Raw genomic sequence first — 21,953 nt, forward strand, 5'->3', positions numbered from 1 at the left:
AACAAGAAATCAGGCATAGGAGGAAGATAGCGATGTTAGTAAATGGTGTATGGACAGAAGATTGGCAACCAGTGCAAGACAAAGATGAAAAAGGCCGCTTCGTCAGACAGACTTCAAGCTTTCGTAACTGGATAACTGCAGATGGTTCTGCAGGACCAACAGGGGTTGGCGGATTCAAAGCGGAAAAAGATCGTTATCATCTCTATGTCGCTTTTATCTGTCCTTGGGCCTCGAGAACATTAATGGCAAGAGCCCTAAAAGGTCTAACGGATTACATTACGGTGACTGTTGTGAATCCGAAACTAAGTGACCAGGGATGGCAATTTGGTGGCTACCCTGGTGCCGATGAAGATACATTAAATGGCTTTGCTTATATGCACCAATTGTACAGTCACGCAGACTCAAACTTTACAGGTCGAGCAACCGTACCAGTCCTATGGGACAAAAAACAAGGTGTTGTTGTCAGTAATGAATCAGCGGATATTGTAAAAATGCTCAACAATGCATTTGACCACCTGACTGGCTCAACACTCAATTTACGACCAGAAGAATTGTTAAGCGATATCGATGCTTGGAATGAAGACATCTACAACAACTTCAACAACGGCGTCTACAAAGCGGGCTTTGCTACCACTCAATTTGCCTACGAAGAAGCTTATCAAAATGTCTTCAGAACAATGGATAAACTAGAGAATCAATTATCTGATGGCAGACAATATTTATTTGGAAATGCACTTACAGAAACGGATGTAAGAACGTTTGTGACACTCGTTCGCTTTGATGTTGCGTACTACGGTTTGTTCAAATGTAACCGAAACTTGGTTGCACAAATGCCACACTTATCAAAATACATGCAACGTATATTTGAAATAGAAGGCATTAAAGAAACGGTCAATATTGACCACATTAAACAAGGTTATTATTCGATTAAGTCATTAAATCCAACAGGGATCGTTCCTGTTGGACCGGAGACTACGTTATGAGTACGGTAAAACAGCCCACATTCTTTATTTCTCACGGCTCTCCAATGATGGCTGTAGAAAACAGTGCGACGTCTCATTTCATCAAAGATCTCGCGAATACAATTGAAAAACCGAAAGCCATTATTGTGTTTTCTGCCCACTTTGATTTGAGAAAAGGCATTGTCATAACAAGCGGTTCTGCGCCAAAAACAATTCATGATTTTTATGGCTTTCCTCAAGAACTTTATGACATGGAGTACTCTGCTCCGGGCGATCCAGAATTAGCCAAGCGAATTGCTCAAAAATTTGAAGCTCATGGACTCAAACCAATGATGTCAGATGAGCAAGGTTGGGACCACGGTGTATGGATTCCTTTGAGTTTGATGTATCCAAATGCCGATATTCCAGTGGTTCAAGTATCAATAAATAGCTTATTAGGTGCAGAAGTAAATTATCGCTATGGAGAGATGCTGGCCGATTTTAGAGACGAAAATATTCTCATCATTGGTTCCGGAGGTGTCAGCCATAACCTTCGTGAAGTGTTTAATCCGGTTCCAGACAAGAACAGAGTCGGTAAAGTCGAAGAATTTACTGGTTGGATTAAAGAAAAGCTTGAACAAAATGATCAGTCATCTCTGTTCAACTATATGGAACAGGCACCGCATGTTTTCTTTAATCATCCAAGCCAAGAACACTTTTTACCACTAATGGCGGCTTGGGGTGCAAGTAACGCCACTCCGGGTAAAAGAATCCACAAGGATTCAGAATACGAAATACTCGCTCTCGATGCGTATCGCTTCAATTAACGCGTGTTTTTCGCCTCTGCTCACTCGAACATGTTATGCCGATCTCATTGAGATCGGCATTTTTTATAATGCCTCTATCTACTCACTCGTACCATCTTACGGTCATAAAACTCTATTACTATCGCCATATTCGCTATTTCCAAACAACAGCAATGAGCGAACGAACAATTTCGAACATTATATTTGACAATAAAACGAAAATTTAACTACTATTAATTCATTCGTTCGACCAGTGAAATGACAAGGTTTATCAAATGCAGAAAAAAGCTCAACAGAATAATGATCAATTACTGGATCTAGTAGTTATTGGCGGTGGCATTAATGGTGCTGGTATAGCGGCAGATGCCACAGGTCGTGGACTATCGGTGGGATTATATGAAGCTTCTGATTTTGCCAGTGCAACTTCATCCGCCAGTTCAAAGCTGATTCATGGTGGTTTACGCTATTTAGAACATTACGAGTTTCGTTTGGTCTCTGAAGCACTCGCAGAACGGGAAGTGTTGTTACGAAAAGCCCCCCATATCGCAATTCCTATGCGCTTTCGTTTACCGCACCGACCATTTTTAAGACCTGCATGGATGATCCGCTGTGGCCTATTCTTGTACGATCACCTAGGTAAAAGAACCACTCTTGCCGCTAGCCACAAAGTTAATCTAGCTAAATCTGGTCTCTTAAAAGACGAAATCAAGGTGGGTTTTGAGTACTCAGACTGTTGGGTTGATGATGCTCGAATGGTTCTGCTCAATATACTTGCAGCACAAAGTAATGGTGCAGAAGTAAAAAACTACTGCAAAGTTGAATCAGCCGTCCAACACAATGGGATTTGGACAGTCACTATCTACGATCAAACGAATAACCTGCGTTTCGAACGAAAAGCGAAGGCGTTGGTTAACGCTGCTGGCCCCTGGGTTAAACAGGTGTTTGACGATGGATTACATGCGGATTCCCCACGTAATATTCGCCTGATTAAAGGTTCTCATCTGGTTGTCCCCAAAATACACAATGAAAATAAAGCTTATATTCTGCAAAACAAAGATGGGCGTATTGTGTTCGTCATCCCGTATTTAAATGATTTCTCGATTATTGGTACCACCGATATGGAGTACAAAGGCGATCCAAGAAACGTCGAAATATCGCCAGAAGAAACAGACTACTTACTCGATATCGTGAATCAACACTTCGTGAATCAAATTGGTCGTGAAGATATCGTCTGGAGCTACAGCGGTGTTCGTCCACTTTGTGATGACGAGTCTGACTCTCCACAAGCAATAACTCGTGACTATACGCTAGAACTAACCAAAGATGGTCAGGCGCCAATATTATCTGTCTTTGGCGGTAAGCTCACCACATATAGAAAGCTTGCCGAATCAGCGATGAAAAAACTGCAACCTATATTCCCCAACATGGGAGTACCTTGGACAACAAATGCAACGCTTCCGGGTGGCAACTTCAGCTGCAGTCGAGATGTATTAGCGATACAGATTCAGCAAAAGTACTCTTGGTTGAGTGAAAAGCTCGCACACCGATTTGTGACTCAGTTCGGTATGAATACACATAGCCTGCTTGAAAGCGTCAACGATGAAAACGACATGGGAATTCGATTTGCAAACGACGTCTACCAAGTGGAGATAGACTATATGATCCAAAACGAGTTCGTTAAAAATGGAGAAGATTTTCTCTGGAGAAGAACGAAACTTGGACTCTATTTAAACGAAGAAGAGCAACAGTCCATAGCGTCATATATTGAACAAAAGACCCAAACAAATAGAACCGTCAATTTGAGCGTAGTGAATCACTAAAACCCCCCCCACAAAAAAGGCCCTGACAGTTCAGGGCCTTTTCTATTAATCTTCTAACTGTTCTTTTGGTTGATCCGCATTACGATTGGCGTTTAATTTTTTTTTAAAACTAGCCCACACGTGAGTTTGTGTTAATAAAATAAAGACGATCAACCCAAACAAGCACACTGAAATAGGATTAGTAACAATGCTGTGCAGTAGACCCATTACATTATCTTGCTCAATCAACATCGCTCGACGCCAGTTTTGATCCATAAGATCACTTAATATCACGCCAAGAATAACGGGAGCTACCGGATAACGGTACATTCGCATAAAATAACCAATGACCCCAAATGACAACATCCACCATACATCTGCAATAGAATTGTTGATCGCGTATGCTCCAACAACAGATAAAATGAGTATCAATGGAATTAAGATACCTTTAGGGCAAGTCACCAATTTACTGAATACACGTACGCCGGTTAATCCGAAGATAAGAACAAAAATATTAGCGAGCGCCAGATTCCCCACGGTAAACCAAAAGATGTCTGGATTATCAGTCATCAATAGTGGTCCAGGATTCAAACCGTGGATAAACAGGGCTCCGATAAATACTGCAGTTACAGCGTCACCAGGAATACCCAGTGTTAACATGGGAATGTATGCCCCACCAACTGCAGCATTGTTTGCTGATTCAGGCGCGATTAAGCCTTCTTTTGCACCTTTACCAAACGGTACTTTAGGATTCTTGGTTGATCGCTTGGCATAATCGTACGCCATTAACGAAGCGATATCGCCGCCTGTCCCAGGAAGAGCACCCACGATAACACCAAGCAATGAAGATTTCAGACTGAGAGGTAAGTATTTTCTTACGTCCATCCAATTAGGAACGATTTTGGTCAGTTTTTGCTTAACCGCAGGCTTATCCATAAAGTGCAATTGAACCAAGACTTCAGACAGGCCAAACATACCTATCATTACTGCCACAGGGCTAATACCATCCCAAAGTTCCACGATACCAAAGGTGAAACGTTCTTCTGCTGTCATAGGATCAAGTCCGACCGTTCCTACTACGACACCTAAACCACCGGTAAATAATCCTTTGGAGAAGTTACCTTGAGACATAGAGCTGATGAGCATTAAACCTAAAACGCCGATCATCAAATAGTCTCTGGGCTGAAGTTTAATCGCAATTGAGCTGATTGCCGGAGCCGCAAAAGACAGCACGATAATACCAACAAAACCGCCAATCACGGACATGACTGTTGATAAACCGATCGCATTTCCCGCTTCCCCTTTTTGAGCTAGAGGGTAACCATCAAGAGCGGTTGCAATAGCGGATGGCGCACCAGGGATGTTAAGTAGAATCGCGGTACGAGAACCCCCATAAACGCCCCCCATATACACACCAACCATTAGGCACAGTGCATTATTTAAATCCCATGAAAATGTAAACGAAATCAGAATTGATACGGCCATCGTCACCGATAAGCCAGGAATCGCCCCAATATAGATACCTAAAAACGCACCTAAAGCGGTGAGAGACAACAGTTCAATCGATGTCCAACTGGTTAGAAATGTACTAAATATGTCCACTGTTTATACCTCAAAATCCTGGAATGCCGAGTGAACCTAACCATTCCCCTTCAGGAAGAACAACTAAGAAGACCATTCGAAAAATAACAAATACCACAGTCAGAGTGATGACTGACAAAACTAGAGAGATAACCCATCCACGACGATAAAATACCGTGAAAGTGAAAAATAAAAACAAGAACGCAGCGCTTATAAAACCTAATGTGTCTAAGCACAGAACAAAAAACAGCACACTTGCCAACATGATCAGAATATTTTTAGGCAAAATTCGCTCAAAAAAGGATTCCAGAGAATGTGACGGTGCTTTGACACGTAATGTTGTCCAAAACGTCGAAAGAGAAGACAGCAACATGACAAAAGAGGCGACCAAGGGAAAAAAGCCCGGTGAACTTAATTTTCCAATGCCGGAAATCTGATATGACTGGTAAACCAAAAACATACTTACCAATACCAAAATTCCGTTAAAAACTAGCTCTCCGGGCCCCCTACTAGTTTTTGTGGTCATATACTCATTTCCTTAGTTTCCATAATACAAATACACTAAAAGGGGCTTAAAGCCCCTTTTCTCGAGAAGCAGTTGGTTTAGTTACCAATTTTCCCGATATTAAATTTCTCAGGTGAGAACTTTGCTGCACCCGCTTCATACACAGTCCAAGAGCCCACTTTACGGAAGCGCTCTACATAATCCGCGGCATCTTGTCCTGACATACCAAGGTATTCATAACCTTTTTCTTCAATTAACTTCTTGAAATTACCCTGAGCGGCAGCAGTATTGAAAGCGTTGGACAATTTATCAACGGCTTCCTGTGGCGTACCTTTCTTAACGAAGATACCGAAGAAAGCGCTGTAAGGCAGTTTGCTTTCTAAATGTGGGAAGTAATCAGTCACGGGCTTCACGTCGGGCAGTTGTGCATTTGGTTTTTTATCCATCAAACCAATGACTTTCATTTTACCAGCGCGAAGATATTCTTTTGCGACACCATAAGTAATAGGCATTACATCAACAGCACCACTTAACAGCGCCGTCAGAGCAGGACCATCCCCATTATAAGGAACTGAAGTTACATCAAAGTGCTGATCTGTTTTTAAAATGGACAACAAGATAGAAGGAAGACCAGAAGGACCTGTAGAACCCACTTTAACGTCATTTGGATGCGCTTTCGCGTAATCAACAAACTCTTTCAAGTTACTGTATGGTGCTTCGTTACGAGCGACAAAAACAGAAATGCCTTGTGCCAATAAAGAGACTGGGATCATATCACTGTAATCGAATTGCGAAAGCCCTAGCACTTTATAAATCTGAGGATTTTCGGCCCCCATAAGAACGGTGTAACCATCCGCCTTTTTCGCATTCACAAATTTTGTTGCTAAAGCACCACCGCCTCCTGGGCGATTAACCAAAATTACGTCAGTACCCAGAATTTTTTCTGCATCTGGCGTCACGGTTCTCATAACACTGTCAGTAGAACCGCCAGCACCCCACATGATGATGCCTTGAACATTTTTTGTTGGGTATTCGGCCGCGTTTACACCCGCCGTTAATGCCGCAGCTGTAAATAAAACTGTACGGGTTAATATTTTTTTATACATCTTCTCGTCCTGTCTTTCTTATGATTTTTATTGTTATACTTGATCTCTTGCCTTCGCCGCAGCCCAAGACCCGTTAAACATAATAAATATTCAAATTAGATCAACCTTTATTAACGAATTACGTGATTTTTTCTCGCTCATTGTACCATCGTACTAGTACACAAACAAACAAACTCATCACATTTCGTCCATTGTGCTCTTTTTGTATGCAATTATTCAAAATTTAGGCCGCCGTCCGCATCGACTACAAGCAGGGTATCCTTGTTAAGCTCATCTGAAAAACGTAAAAAAGTTATAAGTTATTTTCAACTAACAACCTAACCATTAGGCATGGAATCGTAAAACTTCCGATATTTTTCTTTGCGATACAAAATCAGAGCCTTATCATAAAGGGATCACGTCCGGCTAGTAGGCAGTCAGTTGGGAATTAAGGAGAAAACAGTGCTCGCTTTAATAAATTGTCAGATATTAACTGGCTATGATTCACTAAGAGACATTGCAGTTTTAATCGAAAAAGACAAAATTCAGTCCTTAATTTCACCAAAAGACATCCCTTTAGATACTAAAATTATCGACTTAGATGGCGCCTACCTTAGTCCGGGATTTATCGACCTACAGGTCAATGGTTGTGGCGGAGTGATGTTTAACGATTCACCATCATTAGACACGCTTTATCACATGCAGGCGACCAACCTTAAGTCTGGAACAACCAGTTTTCTACCTACACTTATCAGCGACAGTGATCAAAAAATACAGGAAGCCGTATTAGCCTGTGACGAATTTATGCAAAAACACCAGCATCAAGTCTTGGGTATGCATTTAGAAGGCCCGTTCACTAATCCTGTAAAAAGGGGAATTCACCCAGAACAGCAAATTCGTCAACCAACAGACCAAATCATTGACTGGCTCATTGCACATCGGCATGCGATACGACAAATTACGCTGGCTCCAGAGAAAAATAGTGACGTTCATATTCAGCGCTTAGTTGAAAGCGGGATCGTCGTGAGTATTGGTCACTCGGCAGCAACATATGCTCAAGCAACTAGTGGTATCAAAGCAGGTATTCAAAGCGGGACCCACTTATTCAATGCGATGACATCAATTCAAAATGCGAGAGAACCCGGCGTTGTGGGTGCTCTACTCGATCATCAATGTTATTGTGGAATTATTGCAGATGGTATCCACGTTCACTGGTCCAATATCCGTCTTGCTAAACAAATTTTAGGAAACAAACTTTACCTGGTTACCGATGCGACGGCAGGGTCTATGCCGCCAAAGGGCATGACCCAGTTTGAGTTTTGCGGAGCCACAATATTTGTTGAAAATGGCCAGTGTATTGACAAAAATGGCACCTTGGGAGGCTCTGCATTGACAATGATAGAAGGCATAAAACTGCTCATTGACAACCTCAATATCTCTCTGGAGGAGGCCATTAGAATGGCGACCTTATACCCAGCGCGAGCCATTAAAGCTTCGGATAAACTGGGCTCTATCACACCAGATAAAATTGCGAATCTTACTGTCCTCGATAAAGATTTAAATGTCTTAAGAACGATGGTCAACGGTGTTTGGGCTGACACAGCTGTTTAAGGATTATTAATCATCATGACTCATGAAGAGATATTGAAAACAAGAATCGCAGACTATTTAAAAAGCTACAGAAAACAGAGAAAACTTAGTTTAGATGCCGTAGCAAAGTTGACTGGTGTATCAAAAGCAATGTTGGGACAAATAGAGCGAATGGAGTCTTGTCCAACAATCGCAAAACTGTGGCAAATATCCAGCGGTTTGGGCACATCATTCTCTGCTTTCTTATCTTCCACAGAAACGTCGGCCATATTAAATCACGATGACTTTGTTAATGATCCGGACATGCAAATAACAACATTAAATCGATATGACACCAGCGTTGGTTTCGAAATGCTGGAAGTCACTCTATTTAACCATCACAGACAAACATCCAGCCCTCATTCTAATGGCGTGGTCGAAACCATCTGGGTCAAAAATGGCAAGCTACAACTTTTTGCTGATAATAAATGGATTGAGCTCAATCCGGGTGATACTCATCGATTTCACGCAGATCAACAGCATGAATATAGAGCTTTGACGCCAATAGTAACCTTCCATAATATCATTAGTTACCCTAACTAATCGGTTCTGCGGTGAATGCCTAAATCGGTAAAATAGCGATAAGACCGCTCTACACTATCTTGAAGCGGTGGAGTAAAAGTGTGGCACTGGTCTTTCATTCCCAATGTTGTGTATTTCCCCTCCCCCAAAGAATGATAGGGAAGAATTTCGATTTCTGCTCCAGCTAAGTTATTTGCCATAAATAGTGCTGTATCTCGTAAGTTCACTTCATCGTCATTGACTCCAGGAATTAATGGAACGCGAACAGTCACAGGAATACCTAATTTGTGAATTTCAATAATGTTCCTCAGTATGCGTCTGTTATTTCTACCTGTTAGACGATGATGATGCGCAGGATCCATGTGTTTTATATCAATAAAAATATGCTCAAAATCAGATATTAGATGGCGTACTTTTTCCATATCAAAGTAACCACACGTCTCAGCCCAAAGAGAAATACCGATACGTGTGAGACTTGGTACTAAGTGATTTAAGAAGCGGTGCTGTAAAAAAGGTTCTCCCCCCGACAACGTAACACCGCCTCCACTAAAGCGGTAAAACACACTTTGTTCTGTAGCGCGTTGAACAACATCCTCAACCGAGCATTCTGTTCCGGTAAGACTTAAAGCATCATGTGGACACGAATCCACGCAATTTCCACAAGCATCACATCCCGACAGGCTCGAAATGTTGGTCGGCTGCAAGTTTCGATCACATCCGAGCTGGCAAAGGCCACATTCAACACAACGACTTTTGTGGAAAGCAAGCTTAGGTTTATCTGTCCAACTCTCTGGGTTAGCACACCACTGGCAACGTAGCCGGCAACCTGCAAAAAAGACGGTGGTTCTCACACCGTCTCCATCATGGATAGAATAGTTTTGCATTTGCAGAATAACCGCCGTTTCTTCCTTTACCATTAATTCATCTCTCCATGAGCGGTACGGGCAATAATGGCTTCCTGCATTTCATGAGAGAGATTGATAAATTGCGTACTATAGCCGGCGACCCTAACGAGTAAATCACGATATTCATCAGGTTGTTGCTGCGCTTTTCTTAATATTTCAGTTGATAGCGTATTAAACTGAACATGAAATGCCCCCAGAGAAAAATACGCTTGGATGATATTACCAAGTTCCCTTTTCCCTTTTGCTGTAGAGACGAGATCAGGACTAAGCCGGAGATTCAACAACGTACCGCCGGTATGAACATCATGGTTCATTTTTGCACTGGATTTCATTGCTGCTAATGGGCTAGATACGTCTGTTCCTGCGTAGGGTGAGACCCCCTCGGTAATTGGTTGACCCGATTTTCTGCCACAAGGCGTTGCACCCACGACTCGACCGGTAGGAATATAGTTAGAAATCCCCATGAAAGCAGAGTTGAATGGCGCACCAAAGATATCTTTATGTCGCCGAGTTTCCCTATAGTAAAAATTAGCGATATCGCGTGCTATCGAATCCACGTAATCATCATTATTACCATACTTGGGTACATCACGAACTTTCGAACGCAACGCCTCATAGCCTTTCCAATCAGCATTTAGAGCGACCATGAGTTCTTTCAAGGTAGTTTGCTTGTCTTCAAACACCAATTTTTTTATGACGGCTAGTGAATTTGCCACAACGGCAAGCCCAATACCTGTTAAAACAGGACCAACGTGATACTTCGCACCGGCATTGGACAGGTCACGGCCATTCTCAATACACAATTCATTCGTTGACGATAAGAATGGACGCGGGACAATCTCAGTATGAAGCTTCTGAGCTACAATCGTCGCTACGACTGAATGATAAATTAAATACGCCATTTGTTCATAAACTGCAGATTTAACTTGTTCGTAACTTTCCAGTGTCCAAACAGGCGGTGTCTCTATCCCCATCACCTCGCCAGTGATCCGGCTACGACCTTCATTCAATGCATATTCCATTGCCGCAGCAAAATTCACATTCACCGCCGATGTCCACTGTTCTGTTTTTCTGAAATGAGGGACAACGCAACCACAGTTATTCCAGTCTCTGGCGTCTTCTGGTTCATATCCTGCCTGCATTAGCATCTGTGAACCAGCCTGGTCATTGTGTATAGCAGGGAATCCGGTGCCCGTACTCACTAAATGAGTAATTGCGTTCATAAACTCAGGTGGACAGTCACTGTGTACCCGAACACTCAACCCTGGCTGATGTGATTTAACTTCTTCCGTTGCTTTAAGACACAGATACGTTAACTCGTTAGTAGCATCTGCTCCATCTCGGGTTCGGCCTCCAACCGTCAGATTCTGAAATTGATTGTAGCCAGCGAAATAGCCTGCGGTGTTTTCAGAAATCGTCCAAACCCATTCTGAGTATTTGAGCCATAACGCCTGAATCAACTCCTTTATACTGCTTTCAGAGTGTTGATCTTTTTTCATATCCGCCAAGAAATATGGATACATATACTGATCAAATCGTCCGGGATTTAGCGCCAAAGGGTTTTCAGAGATAATCCCCCCCAACTGCACAAACCAAATGAACTGGCAAGCTTCGTGAAACGTTTGTGGTGGATGCTCGGGTACTCGTGAACAAACTTCAGCCATCCGGGTTAATTCTGCCTTTCTGTTCGAGTCAGGTTCTGTCGATGCGAGACTAATCGCCTTTTCTGCATAGCGGTTCGCTAATTGAATAATGCCCTTACAGATAAGCACTTGCGATTGATAAAAATGAGTCTGTTCGATATTTCTTAACGATGAGTAATCCAGTGTAACAAGTTTTGACTCTGCTCTTTGAAGCAGTCCACCGTATCCGTATTTAAACAGAACATCTTGGTAATCGGGTGTAATTTCCCCTACCGCCTGACGCCACTTAGAATCGTTATCAACAACTCCCGTATCGACTGTTATCTTGGCTGTTTGCATAGGAAGAGTCGCAAGAAAATGCTCTTCAAGTGACTTACCATGCCAATACGGGAAAATTTCTTTGCGCACAAATTGACGCTGTTCATCGGTCATTTCATAAGGATCTTGAGCGCGCGATGAAAAGGTATCCATCTCCTTTTCGACCCATTGCCATGAAAACTCGGGCGTTAATATAGCCGAGCGTCGATATTTTCCCGCAGTACCTACAATCAACTCATCGTCAAATATCTCAACACCAAACTCATGGCAAAAATCATAGAACGCTTGAGCTCTGCGCAATATGACGGGCTGCCCTTCCGTACGTTTGTGAGACTCGGTATATATCCGAGCTCTTTCACAACAGATAGAGGGCTTGGAATGTATATAGTTCTGACGTAAACGTTCGATTCTTGCTGAAAGAGGCATAAAGGCACATCCTTGTATGTTATAGCGCACAATAAAAGAGAGTTTACTCTGTCAATGCCGATAAAAACTTGCTCTAAAACAAATCTAAATTAGTTATTCAGAAGGGATTCACCAGAAAGAAATAGCTCTGTTATCTGCAGAAAATTAACGGGAGTGGAGTAGTAATAGCCCTGTCCGTAATCACATCCAATAGAAGACAAATATTGATGTTGAGCAAAGGTTTCAATCCCCTCTGCAATCACTTTTAAGCCTAAGTTGTGCGCTAAATCGACCATGAACTTGACGATAGACCGATCGTCTTTCTCATATTCCAGACGACAAATAAAAGACCGATCAATTTTGAGATGATTGACTGGCAAGTGCTTTAAGTAAGAAAGTGATGAATACCCTTTACCAAAATCATCAATAGAGATTGAGAAACCAACGTCCGATAGTTTTTCAAGTAAGGAAATGACCCGGCCAGAATCACGAATCATAACCGATTCAGTCACTTCAAGATCGATTTGATCGGGCGTTAAACCATAGTTGCTGACGGCTAACATCAGCTTTTGATAAAAATTGGGATTATCTAGTTGCTGCACTGATACATTAATTGACAATGGGTAGGTGAATGCTGTTTCTCCTTGCCACTTTTTGAGTGTTCGACAGGATTCTTCGATTACCCAGTCACCAATTTCATTTAACAGATTACGAGACTCAGCTAACGGGATAAATACATCGGGACCAATATGATTGAACTGATGGTTGTTCCAACGTAAAAGCGCCTCAGCCCCTACAATAGAACCCGTACTTAACTCAACCTTAGGCTGATAAACAAAAGTTAACTCATTTAGACTGACCGCCCTTTCCAACGCATGTCCCATCTTAGCCTGTTGGCTTAGTGTATTCCCAATATCAACATCATATGCGCAATAGTTGATGTGTTGGGCTTTAGCCTGATTCATTGCCACGTCAGCAGCAATAAGCAAAGGTTTCGCATTATCTCCATCCTTTGGCCATTGCGCGCTGCCAATGGTTATTCCAAGATAGTGTTCTTGACCATCAACCGAAATACTACTGTCTAACGATTGAGTAATCCTCATTGCTGTTTGTTCTGTGGAATCGGGATCGGTTATTGAATGTAATACGGCAAATTCATCGCCACCTACGCGTGCGAGAAAATCATTAGCGCCCGTTTCCGCTTGAAATCGTCGCGCGACAATTTTAAGAACAATGTCACCGTATGTATGCCCATGCACATCATTGAGCTCTTTGAAACGGCGAAGATCTATAAATAGCAAAGAAAAACAACGACAACTTGGTTTGTTTTGAATAATCCGTGTTTTTAATTGCTCAAGAAATTGTTCTCTATTCGGTAAAGAAGTTAATTGATCGAGGTAAGCAAGATTCCATATTTCTTTCTGGGCTCGTCTTAACTCAGTGACATTCGTTTTTTCGGCTAAGTAAAATTTAATGTCACCGTAGATATCTTTTAAAGGCGTTATCAATGCCTCTTCAATGTATTCTCTCCCTGAAGGATGTTTATTGGTAAAATCTCCCTTCCAAGATTTACCTTCCGCTAACGCTTTCGATAACGAATCGTAAGTTGCTGCAGGCGTTTTATTCGACTTTAGAAACCTTGGGTTCTTCCCGACAACTTGTTCCTTCGAATAGCCACTTACCTCTTCAAATTTATGATTTACATAGATAATATTACGTTCACTATCCGTTAAAACAATAATGTTACTGCTGTTTTCAATAATAGAATAAAATAGGTTTTCGTCTGAAATGTCGAGGCAGCAATTAGCTATATCGAACTTATTAACCTCTGCTGGCAATAAAGACATCGAATCCTGGTTGAAGCGTTTCGGGTATACCCTTTTCATCAATTACTTTTCCAATTGGTGTAAACACGACCAAAACAAAAATAAAAACGCGAATAACCGCCTATTTATTCATCAATTCTCTATTCTGATTCATAGTTGAGATTATATTCTTGATTACTATCAAGGTATTATCTATTCATGTATCAAAATTAATTCAGCCCTGCTATTCGAGCACTTAATTTGTATTGATGGATAAAAATATACTGTGCACATACAGATAGAGAAGTATCCATTTAAAAAATAATTTTGTTTTACGGTGGCTTTGGTAACATGTTTTTTTGGCAGCTTTTTCTCATGGATGTTATCGTCTTAAATGGAATTTAAATTAGATAAACTGGTCGGTTGGTTATTATTTATTAGCCTGTTGATTTCACTCGTCTCATCTTTCGTACCCTCAATCCCTAGTTTTACCGCTGGAATTCCAATTTGGATATGTGCTTTTATTCTGCTCCCCAGAATTAAGCCAAACCAACAAAAGCAAATTGCGATCCTTCTTCTCGCTGGCAGTGCTGGTATCTTATTTAGTCTTATCTACAGCGGACACTGGCCAGATCTGACTCGTGCATTGGAAGCAAACCAGAAAGTTGTAACCATGCTTATCGCTGTTGGATTTCTAAAAGTCTGTACGACCAATTTAACCAACAAGACAAAAGATCTTCCTATAGGTAGAAGAGCTTTATTCCGAACGTTAGTTGGCGCTCACTTGTTTGGTGCCGTTCTGAATATGTCTTCTGTTATTATTGTTGGAGACAAGCTAGCTGCACAAAAAAAGATATCTGATCTTCAAGCGCTCCTGCTCCTCAGAGCGTTTTGTATCTGTGCATTCTGGTCACCATTTTTTGCTGCGATGGGCCTTACTCTGATAAGTGCCCCCGGAGCACAACTAAATACACTCGTGATTTACGGCCTTCCACTGAGTGTTGTTGCTATTCTGGTTAGTGCTTGGGAAATTTTGCGTACCCCAGATTCAAAGCAGCTAGAAGGCTACCCAATGGCGCTGGATTCTTTGTGGATGCCATGCTTTTTGGCGCTGATAGTGATTGGTATTCACGAAATTGAGCCAAGGATCAGTGTTCTTACTCTTGTTTCTTTGACCAGTATTGTTTTTACATTTGGCTTGCTTATTTTCAAGCTGGGTATCCGGTCTGGTGTTAGTTCATTTAAAACTCATATCGAAAAAGGCGTAGTCAATTCAAGTAATGAGGTGGTTCTTTTCGCCTCTGCAGCATTGCTCGCAGCAGGGTTCGCAGCGACAATGACCGCATTAGATTTACATATTGCTCCTCCTCACTACGGACCTCTCGAAGCCAGTATTACCCTCGTTATACTCGTTATTCTGGCATTAACAGGAATGCACCCGGTGACCAGCGTCGTACTCGCGGGAGGCATTTTAGCCCCTTCCGTTAGCGATCCCAATTTACTGGGTTTAACACTTCTTATGGGCTGGTCTCTAGGGATTGCTATATCGCCATTTTCAGGTGTCCAACTCAGCATCCAATCTCGATACGATATCAACGCAAAATCACTGTTGAGACTAAACTGGCGTTATGCACTGATTATGTTTGTCTTTTGCTTTGCTATTCTGTGGCTATACAGTCTTAACACTCACCTGCCCTATCTATAAAAACAGGGAGCATTGCTCCCTGTTTTTATTATGTTGTTAATGATGAGCTAGACTACCTTTCTCCTCGGTCGTCCGAGACTTGGCCCTTACCCACACAACAATAGCTGCAAGAACCAGTAAAGGAACCAGTGGATCTATCATCGTTCCACCTTTACCAAATATCAGATTGAGTAGCAGAACGATACTTGAACCGATTGCCCAGGCAATAGTCGAGCTAAGCGTCCAGATTTTTAACTGATCAGGTAACTCAGAGATACCCAATGTTCTATTGATAATATGGAAGTATGAGTCATTTAAGTGAGAAAAGCCCACAGGACCGACAGCACAACAAAGCGCAACAAATACAGGGTCTAACGAAGTCCAGAGAATTATATTATTGTCAAAAAGGCGATAGTCAGTGCAGCGAGTGAAAGCTATTTACTTTCTGATGCATCCAAGTATGGGCGTATTGCACCTTTTCATGCACTTTCGATTGAGTCTTTCGACTATGTTATCTCAGACAATAGCCTACCTTATCAAGTGGTTGAAGATCTGCAACTAAAAGGTATTGAAGTCCTTCTAGCATAAAAAAAACCCGGAGAAATCCGGGTTTTTAACTTTTATTTAAGAACTTACTTTATGCAGCAACCCACAAGAGAACGGCGATAATTTGCGGTGAGAGTATCCTCAAACACATAACAAGAGGATAAACGGTTGCATAGGCCAAAGCTGACGCTCCACTAGTCGCATGGATTGCATTCGCAAATGCAAGCGCCGGTGGATCGGTCATGGACCCAGCCATCAAACCACAAATCGATAAGTAGTTCAGCCTCATTATGAATCGTGCAATGAAACCAATGACGAGTAACGGTATTAAGGTAATGAAGATACCATAGCCCATCCAGGTTAACCCTTCGCCTTCCACAATGGTTGTAAAGAAGTTACCGCCCGAGCTAATGCCCACCACAGCAAGGAATAACACGATACCTATTTCACGTAACGCTAAGTTAGCACTTGGTGGCATGAACCAATACAGACGGCCGATACTACCAATTCTTGCTAGGATAATCGCAACGATCAATGGACCACCAGCCAACCCTAATTTCAATGGCGCCGGTAAATGAGGTAGTTGGAATGGAATAGAACCAAGCAACACGCCTAAGCCAATACCGATGAAAATAGGTAGCATTTGAACGTGTTGTAATTTACTCGCGGCATTACCTAGTAGGTTACCCACATGTTCAATGTCTTCACGGCGCCCAACAATATAAAGGATGTCACCAAATTGCAGAACGGAATGTCGGTTCGCGACCAACTCAACACCAGAACGATTTAAACGTGATATAACAACACTGTGTTCATGTTTAAGATGTAAATCGCCGAGCTGCTTACCCAACACTTTTTCATTGGTCACAACAATACGATCGCTTTTGAAATCTGTTCCTTTTGTAGAAAGTGATTCCTTGACCTCTTTTCCGACAATCACAACTGCTTTATGTAACATGTCTGCATTTGCCCCCACAAAATGCAGATAGTCACCGACGTGAAGAACAGTTTCGGGACCAGGGACATTTAGCTTGCCATCACATTTCATACGTGAACAGACGATCTCTTGTCCGATAAGTCCTTCAAGCTCTTTGAATTGCATACCTTCCATGTTTGGATTTTCGATGATGACATTAACAGACAGCAAATCTTTTTTAGAGCTGTTTGTTTTTCCATCGTAATCATCAGCTTCTTTGTCGATATTGACTTCGAAGACGATACGGATGATCCACATAGAAAGCAGAATACCCAAAATACCAAATGGGTATGCCATTGCGTAACCAAGACCTAGCATATCAGTTCTTGCGACACCTTCGCCAAGTTCTTGAAGTATCTGCTGCCCTGCCGCCAGAGAAGGTGTATTCGTTACCGCTCCTGAGTAGATACCAAGAAATACGTCAAGTGGTAGATCAAAGATGTAATGTAAAGCAACAGCAACGAGACCACCTAAGATGACGATTCCAGCCGCCAAAGCATTTAGTCTCAGGCCACTACTTTTTAAAGAAGCAAAAAAACCAGGACCAACTTGTATACCAATGGTATAAACAAACAGAATTAGCCCGAACTCTTTTATAAAGTGGAGCGCGTGGTTATCAAGATGCCATCCAAATTGGTTAGTGAAATGCCCGACTATTATACCGCCAAATAAAACACCACCAATCCCAAGACCAACACCTTTTATTTTGAAGCCACCTAACCACAACCCGATAACTGCAACGACGGCAAGTACCAGGATAGAAAGTGCAATTTCACTCATAATTGTGTTTCCGTTATCAAGATTAAAATTGGGAATCCCTCATACATATTTGTACGTTTCCTAAGCGTAATTAATTGAGGTTTAAAGTTTTTGTCTAGGTATATTTAAGGTTTTTATTCGTCTTTAATCCTTGATAAGGGTTAAAAAATGCAGAGAAATAATCCATATAAATAAGAAAATAATAAAAATGAGATACATCACTCAATTTTATTATTTAAATGTAACAAAATATTAATGAAATACCATTAATTATCAATAAAATCATAACTTTAAAATGTGTGATCTGTGAAATATTTCTATTTATGTGATATGGATATTTGACGTTTTGTAACTTTTGTACATATGAGTAAAACAGGGAAAATTAATATAATGATCACTTAAAACTAACAAATTAAAAACATTGGAAACAAATGTTATAAAATTTTATACAACGGTATTCATGTTATACATTAAAAATAAAATACTAAGCACTCTAAGTATTTTATTTTGTGTTTTTTATACAGAACGAAAAGAAGAAATTAGATTTTGTAAAATACAAGAAATTGATATATTTTTGAACAACACGCAGATTATTGATAATAAATATCATTTCCTAAACGTAAATTTTGGTAAATATTTGTATAATCAAATCAAACTCGCAATACGCTTTTAAGGCACGAAAGCAAGATAAGCCGTTAGGAAATAAAAAATAAGAGATTGATTTTTATAAATTTTAACCATTTAAGTTCAGCGATCGCCAACGTCAAAACACATTTTTACCTTAGTAAAACCTCTTTACATATCCATTGTAAGCCGAGCTACTGATTTTTGACGGGTTCTCATTGGTGTGCCGTTGTGGCAAATTATTCCCAATTATTGCATTTCAGATGCTATCTCATTGGATACAAAACACATGTCAAAAAAAGTCAGAAACACAGTTATTCTTGTGGCTACTCTTCTTATCGCTGGCACCGCATCGTACTTTATCTGGTTCAATGAAGAACAAGCTCCCTCATACGCCACTGAAACCGTGCGCAAAGGGAACATAGAAAACACCGTTCTGGCCAGTGGTATGCTTCAAGCATCGAAATTAGTCAGTGTCGGCGCTCAAGTATCAGGTCAAGTCACTAAGCTAGATGTAAAATTGGGAGATGAAGTCAAACAAGGCGATTTGATTGCCGAGATAGACAGTTTAACACAACAGAATGCTCTCAAAGAGGCTCAGGCATCGCTAAGCAGCCTAAGGGCACAATATAAGGCGAAGCAGGCGCAGATAAAGCAGGCAACATTAGAGTTTAAACGCCAAAAGGCGATGCTTGCAGACAATGCTAGTTCTCGTGCTGATTATGAATCTGCTGAGTCTGATCTTGCAGTTTATAAAGCAGAGTTAGATCAGCTAAGCGCTGAAATTGACCAAGCTAAAATTTCGGTCGATAGCGCCAAAGTAGACCTCAGTTATACAAAAATTCATGCACCGATGGATGGAACGGTTGTTTATACAGCAGTCGAAGTGGGCCAAACCGTTAATGCAAACCAAACAACACCAACCATCGTTGAACTTGCTGATTTGGACACCATGACGGTTAAGGCACAAATATCCGAAGCTGATGTTATCAATACGTTCGCAGGTCAACCCGTTTACTTCACTATTTTGGGTAACTCAACAAAGCGTTACGAAGGAACACTACGCTCAGTTGAACCTGGACCGACATCTATGGATGGTGATGATAGTGATATGACTCCGGATGATGACGATGCGGTCTATTATAATGGTCTTTTTGATGTGACTAACCCTGAACACGTACTACGTATCGGGATGACAGCGCAAGTCACCATCGTGCTCAATCAATCCAACGGTACTCTACTGGTTCCATCACAAGTTCTTAGCGTCGTTGATAAAAGTCAGAGCCTGTATTCTGTTCCCGTGCTCAACAAGAAAGGTATTCTGGAAAATAAACAGGTTAAAGTCGGTATAAACAACAAAATCAATGCAGAGATTCTTTCTGGTCTGAACGAAGGAGATAAGATCGTAGTCGGCATGCCAAGTGGGGATTCATTCACGAATAAGATGCGCCGTGGACCAATGGGATTCTAAAGATGACTGATACACTTCTTGAAGTTTCAAATATATATCGAACCTTCCCTGCAGGCGATCAGGATCTGGTTGTTCTTAAAGGAGTAAGCCTTTCCATTAAACGGGGAGAAATGGTTGCTATTGTCGGGCAATCAGGTTCCGGTAAATCAACACTCATGAACATACTAGGTTGTCTAGATAAGCCCACTGGTGGTGATTACCTTATAAACGGACAAAATACCTCTTGTATGGACAGAGATGATCTCGCGCGACTTCGTCGTGAGTATTTTGGTTTTATCTTTCAACGCTATCACCTTCTTGGCGACCTCAATGCCGTAGAAAATGTCGAAGTTCCAGCGGTATACGCGAGTAAAGATAAAAAGACGAGGAGCGAAAGAGCTGAGGCGTTACTGACCAGACTTGGCCTTGATAATCGTCTTGATCATAAGCCAAATCAGCTTAGTGGAGGTCAGCAACAGCGAGTGAGTGTCGCCCGAGCCCTCATGAACGGTGGTGATGTTATTCTTGCTGATGAGCCAACCGGTGCTCTTGATAGCCATAGCGGCGAATCGATGATGGAGCTTTTGCAAGAACTGCATAAAGACGGCCATACGATCATTCTGGTAACGCACGATATGAATGTCGCGCAATATGCGGATAGAATTATTGAAATCAAAGATGGCGAAATCATCAGTGATACGCAAAAATCAGACACATCGGACTCAGGAAATACTCTGCCCGAAAAAACGATAGAGAAGAAATCCTGGTTAGGTTTAGATCGTTATGCCGAGGCATTTAAGATGGCTCTGCTTGCCATGTCCAGTCACCGGCTTAGAACGTTTCTGACGATGTTAGGGATAATAATTGGTATTGCATCCGTTGTATCTGTCGTTGCACTGGGCGAAGGCTCTCGTCAAGCCATCCTTAAAAATATTCAGTCGATGGGAACAAACACGATCGATATTATGCCAGGAACAGGGTTTGGTGATCGGCGCTCAGGACGAGTGAAAACTCTTGTCGCAACAGATGCAGATGCAATTAGTAATCTAATGTTCGTTGATAGTGTCACTCCAGCTATTAGCTCAAGTGTGACGCTTCGATATACTAACCATGCTGTCACAACAACGGTTAAAGGTGTAGGTACTCAGTATTTTCGTGTAGAAGGCTATACACTTGCGAATGGGCAAGCATGGGATGACGATAGTGCGGATCAACTCGCTCAGCTAGCCGTCATAGATGACAACACTAAAACGGAACTGTTCCGCAATACCAATCCGATAGGTAAAGTGATTTTTCTCGATAACCTACCCGTCCGTATTATTGGTGTTACTGAACCTAAAGAGAGTGCGTTTGGCAATAGTGACTCATTAAACGTTTGGGTTCCCTATCAAACTGTCGCTCACAGAATGCTTGGCCAAGACACAGTTGATAAAATAACGGTTCGTTTGGGAGAGTCAGTCACGAGTGCCTCCGGTGAACAAGCCATTATTTCGCTGTTAAAGATGCGTCACGGTAAACAAGACTTTTTCACTATTAATACCGACACAATTCGCCAGAATATAGAAAAGACAACAGCAACAATGACACTACTCATTTCTGCTATTGCTGTGATTTCACTGGTTGTAGGAGGTATTGGTGTCATGAATATCATGCTCGTGTCCGTAACAGAACGAACAAAAGAAATCGGTGTGAGGATGGCTGTAGGCGCAAGACAAAGTGATATTTTGCGTCAGTTTCTGATTGAAGCCGTTCTAGTTTGTCTGAGCGGCGGCGTTATCGGTATTGGCCTAGCCTTCCTTATCGGTGTTCTCTTTTCATATTCCGGCGGAAGCTTTGAGATGGTGTACTCAACCACCTCTATCGTTGCTGCTTTTATCTGTTCAACATTAATTGGTATTGTTTTTGGATTTCTACCCGCCAAAAATGCCGCACAGCTTGATCCTATTGACGCGTTAGCCAGAGAGTAGTTA

General features: G+C 41.7%; 16 protein-coding genes and 1 pseudogene. 9 read left to right on the top strand and 8 right to left on the bottom strand.

The window, feature by feature from the left end; genetic code table 11:
* Positions 1-32: 32 nt before the first annotated feature.
* From EES38_RS01510 to glpD, 3 genes are all read left to right on the top strand, one after another.
* Complete coding sequence (locus EES38_RS01510) at positions 33-983, top strand: glutathione S-transferase family protein (protein WP_124935405.1); 951 nt, start codon at positions 33-35, stop codon at positions 981-983.
* Positions 980-1,768 (top strand): DODA-type extradiol aromatic ring-opening family dioxygenase, encoded by a 789-nt coding sequence (locus tag EES38_RS01515; RefSeq protein ID WP_124935406.1) that lies wholly within the window; start codon positions 980-982, stop codon positions 1,766-1,768. The genes EES38_RS01510 and EES38_RS01515 overlap by 4 nt, the downstream gene beginning before the upstream one ends.
* A 254-nt stretch (positions 1,769-2,022) precedes the next feature.
* Positions 2,023-3,567, top strand: a complete 1,545-nt coding sequence (gene glpD / locus EES38_RS01520) for a glycerol-3-phosphate dehydrogenase (RefSeq protein ID WP_124935407.1) — start codon at positions 2,023-2,025, stop codon at positions 3,565-3,567.
* A gap of 45 nt (positions 3,568-3,612) precedes the next feature.
* Here the strand turns inward: glpD and EES38_RS01525 are convergent, their stop codons facing one another.
* The 3 genes from EES38_RS01525 to EES38_RS01535 form a co-directional block, all read right to left on the bottom strand.
* The gene (locus EES38_RS01525; RefSeq protein WP_124935408.1) at positions 3,613-5,148 is read right to left on the bottom strand and encodes a tripartite tricarboxylate transporter permease; all 1,536 of its coding nucleotides are present in this window, start codon (positions 5,146-5,148) and stop codon (positions 3,613-3,615) included.
* 10 nt (positions 5,149-5,158) lie between these two features.
* Positions 5,159-5,653: a tripartite tricarboxylate transporter TctB family protein gene (locus tag EES38_RS01530; protein WP_124935409.1), complete on the bottom strand. Its 495-nt coding sequence runs from the start codon at positions 5,651-5,653 to the stop codon at positions 5,159-5,161.
* A gap of 77 nt (positions 5,654-5,730) precedes the next feature.
* Positions 5,731-6,738: a tripartite tricarboxylate transporter substrate binding protein gene (locus tag EES38_RS01535; RefSeq protein ID WP_124935410.1), complete on the bottom strand. Its 1,008-nt coding sequence runs from the start codon at positions 6,736-6,738 to the stop codon at positions 5,731-5,733.
* A gap of 441 nt (positions 6,739-7,179) precedes the next feature.
* Between EES38_RS01535 and nagA the strand changes: the two genes are divergently transcribed.
* Positions 7,180-8,328 carry an N-acetylglucosamine-6-phosphate deacetylase gene (nagA, locus tag EES38_RS01540; protein ID WP_124935411.1) on the top strand — a complete coding sequence of 383 codons (1,149 nt, stop codon included), beginning with the start codon at positions 7,180-7,182 and terminating at the stop codon, positions 8,326-8,328.
* Between the two features lie 15 nt (positions 8,329-8,343).
* The gene (locus EES38_RS01545; protein ID WP_124935412.1) at positions 8,344-8,889 is read left to right on the top strand and encodes a helix-turn-helix domain-containing protein; all 546 of its coding nucleotides are present in this window, start codon (positions 8,344-8,346) and stop codon (positions 8,887-8,889) included.
* Here the strand turns inward: EES38_RS01545 and EES38_RS01550 are convergent.
* The 3 genes from EES38_RS01550 to EES38_RS01560 form a co-directional block, all read right to left on the bottom strand.
* The gene (locus EES38_RS01550; protein WP_124935413.1) at positions 8,886-9,785 is read right to left on the bottom strand and encodes a glycyl-radical enzyme activating protein; all 900 of its coding nucleotides are present in this window, start codon (positions 9,783-9,785) and stop codon (positions 8,886-8,888) included. The genes EES38_RS01545 and EES38_RS01550 overlap by 4 nt on opposite strands.
* Positions 9,785-12,160 carry a glycyl radical protein gene (locus tag EES38_RS01555; protein ID WP_124935414.1) on the bottom strand — a complete coding sequence of 792 codons (2,376 nt, stop codon included), beginning with the start codon at positions 12,158-12,160 and terminating at the stop codon, positions 9,785-9,787. The genes EES38_RS01550 and EES38_RS01555 overlap by 1 nt, the downstream gene beginning before the upstream one ends.
* An 89-nt stretch (positions 12,161-12,249) precedes the next feature.
* Positions 12,250-14,025, bottom strand: coding sequence for a sensor domain-containing protein (locus EES38_RS01560; RefSeq protein WP_124935415.1), 1,776 nt, complete (start codon positions 14,023-14,025; stop codon positions 12,250-12,252).
* A gap of 313 nt (positions 14,026-14,338) precedes the next feature.
* Here EES38_RS01560 and EES38_RS01565 point away from each other — a divergent pair, with 313 nt between their 5' ends.
* A complete protein-coding gene (locus EES38_RS01565) occupies positions 14,339-15,649 on the top strand; it encodes a hypothetical protein (RefSeq protein WP_124935416.1) in 1,311 nt (436 codons plus the stop codon).
* A 36-nt stretch (positions 15,650-15,685) separates the two neighbouring features.
* On the opposite strand, the pseudogene EES38_RS01570 reads toward EES38_RS01565, so the two are convergent.
* Positions 15,686-16,003 (bottom strand): annotated as a pseudogene (locus tag EES38_RS01570) (GntT/GntP/DsdX family permease); the annotation flags it as partial.
* Positions 16,004-16,024: 21 nt separating this feature from the next.
* On the opposite strand from EES38_RS01570, the gene EES38_RS22685 reads away from it, so the two are divergent.
* Positions 16,025-16,216: a DeoR/GlpR family DNA-binding transcription regulator gene (locus EES38_RS22685; RefSeq protein ID WP_369333373.1), complete on the top strand. Its 192-nt coding sequence runs from the start codon at positions 16,025-16,027 to the stop codon at positions 16,214-16,216.
* Between the two features lie 49 nt (positions 16,217-16,265).
* Here the strand turns inward: EES38_RS22685 and EES38_RS01580 are convergent, their stop codons facing one another.
* Positions 16,266-17,930 (bottom strand): putative transporter, encoded by a 1,665-nt coding sequence (locus tag EES38_RS01580; RefSeq protein ID WP_124935417.1) that lies wholly within the window; start codon positions 17,928-17,930, stop codon positions 16,266-16,268.
* An 892-nt stretch (positions 17,931-18,822) separates the two neighbouring features.
* On the opposite strand from EES38_RS01580, the gene EES38_RS01585 reads away from it, so the two are divergent.
* A complete protein-coding gene (locus tag EES38_RS01585) occupies positions 18,823-20,004 on the top strand; it encodes an efflux RND transporter periplasmic adaptor subunit (protein ID WP_124935418.1) in 1,182 nt (393 codons plus the stop codon).
* Positions 20,005-20,006: 2 nt separating this feature from the next.
* Positions 20,007-21,950 carry a MacB family efflux pump subunit gene (locus EES38_RS01590; protein ID WP_124935419.1) on the top strand — a complete coding sequence of 648 codons (1,944 nt, stop codon included), beginning with the start codon at positions 20,007-20,009 and terminating at the stop codon, positions 21,948-21,950.
* The last annotated feature ends 3 nt before the right edge of the window (positions 21,951-21,953 follow it).

It is taken from the genome of Vibrio viridaestus, assembly GCF_003856525.1.
Classification (GTDB): Bacteria; Pseudomonadota; Gammaproteobacteria; order Enterobacterales; family Vibrionaceae; genus Vibrio; species Vibrio viridaestus.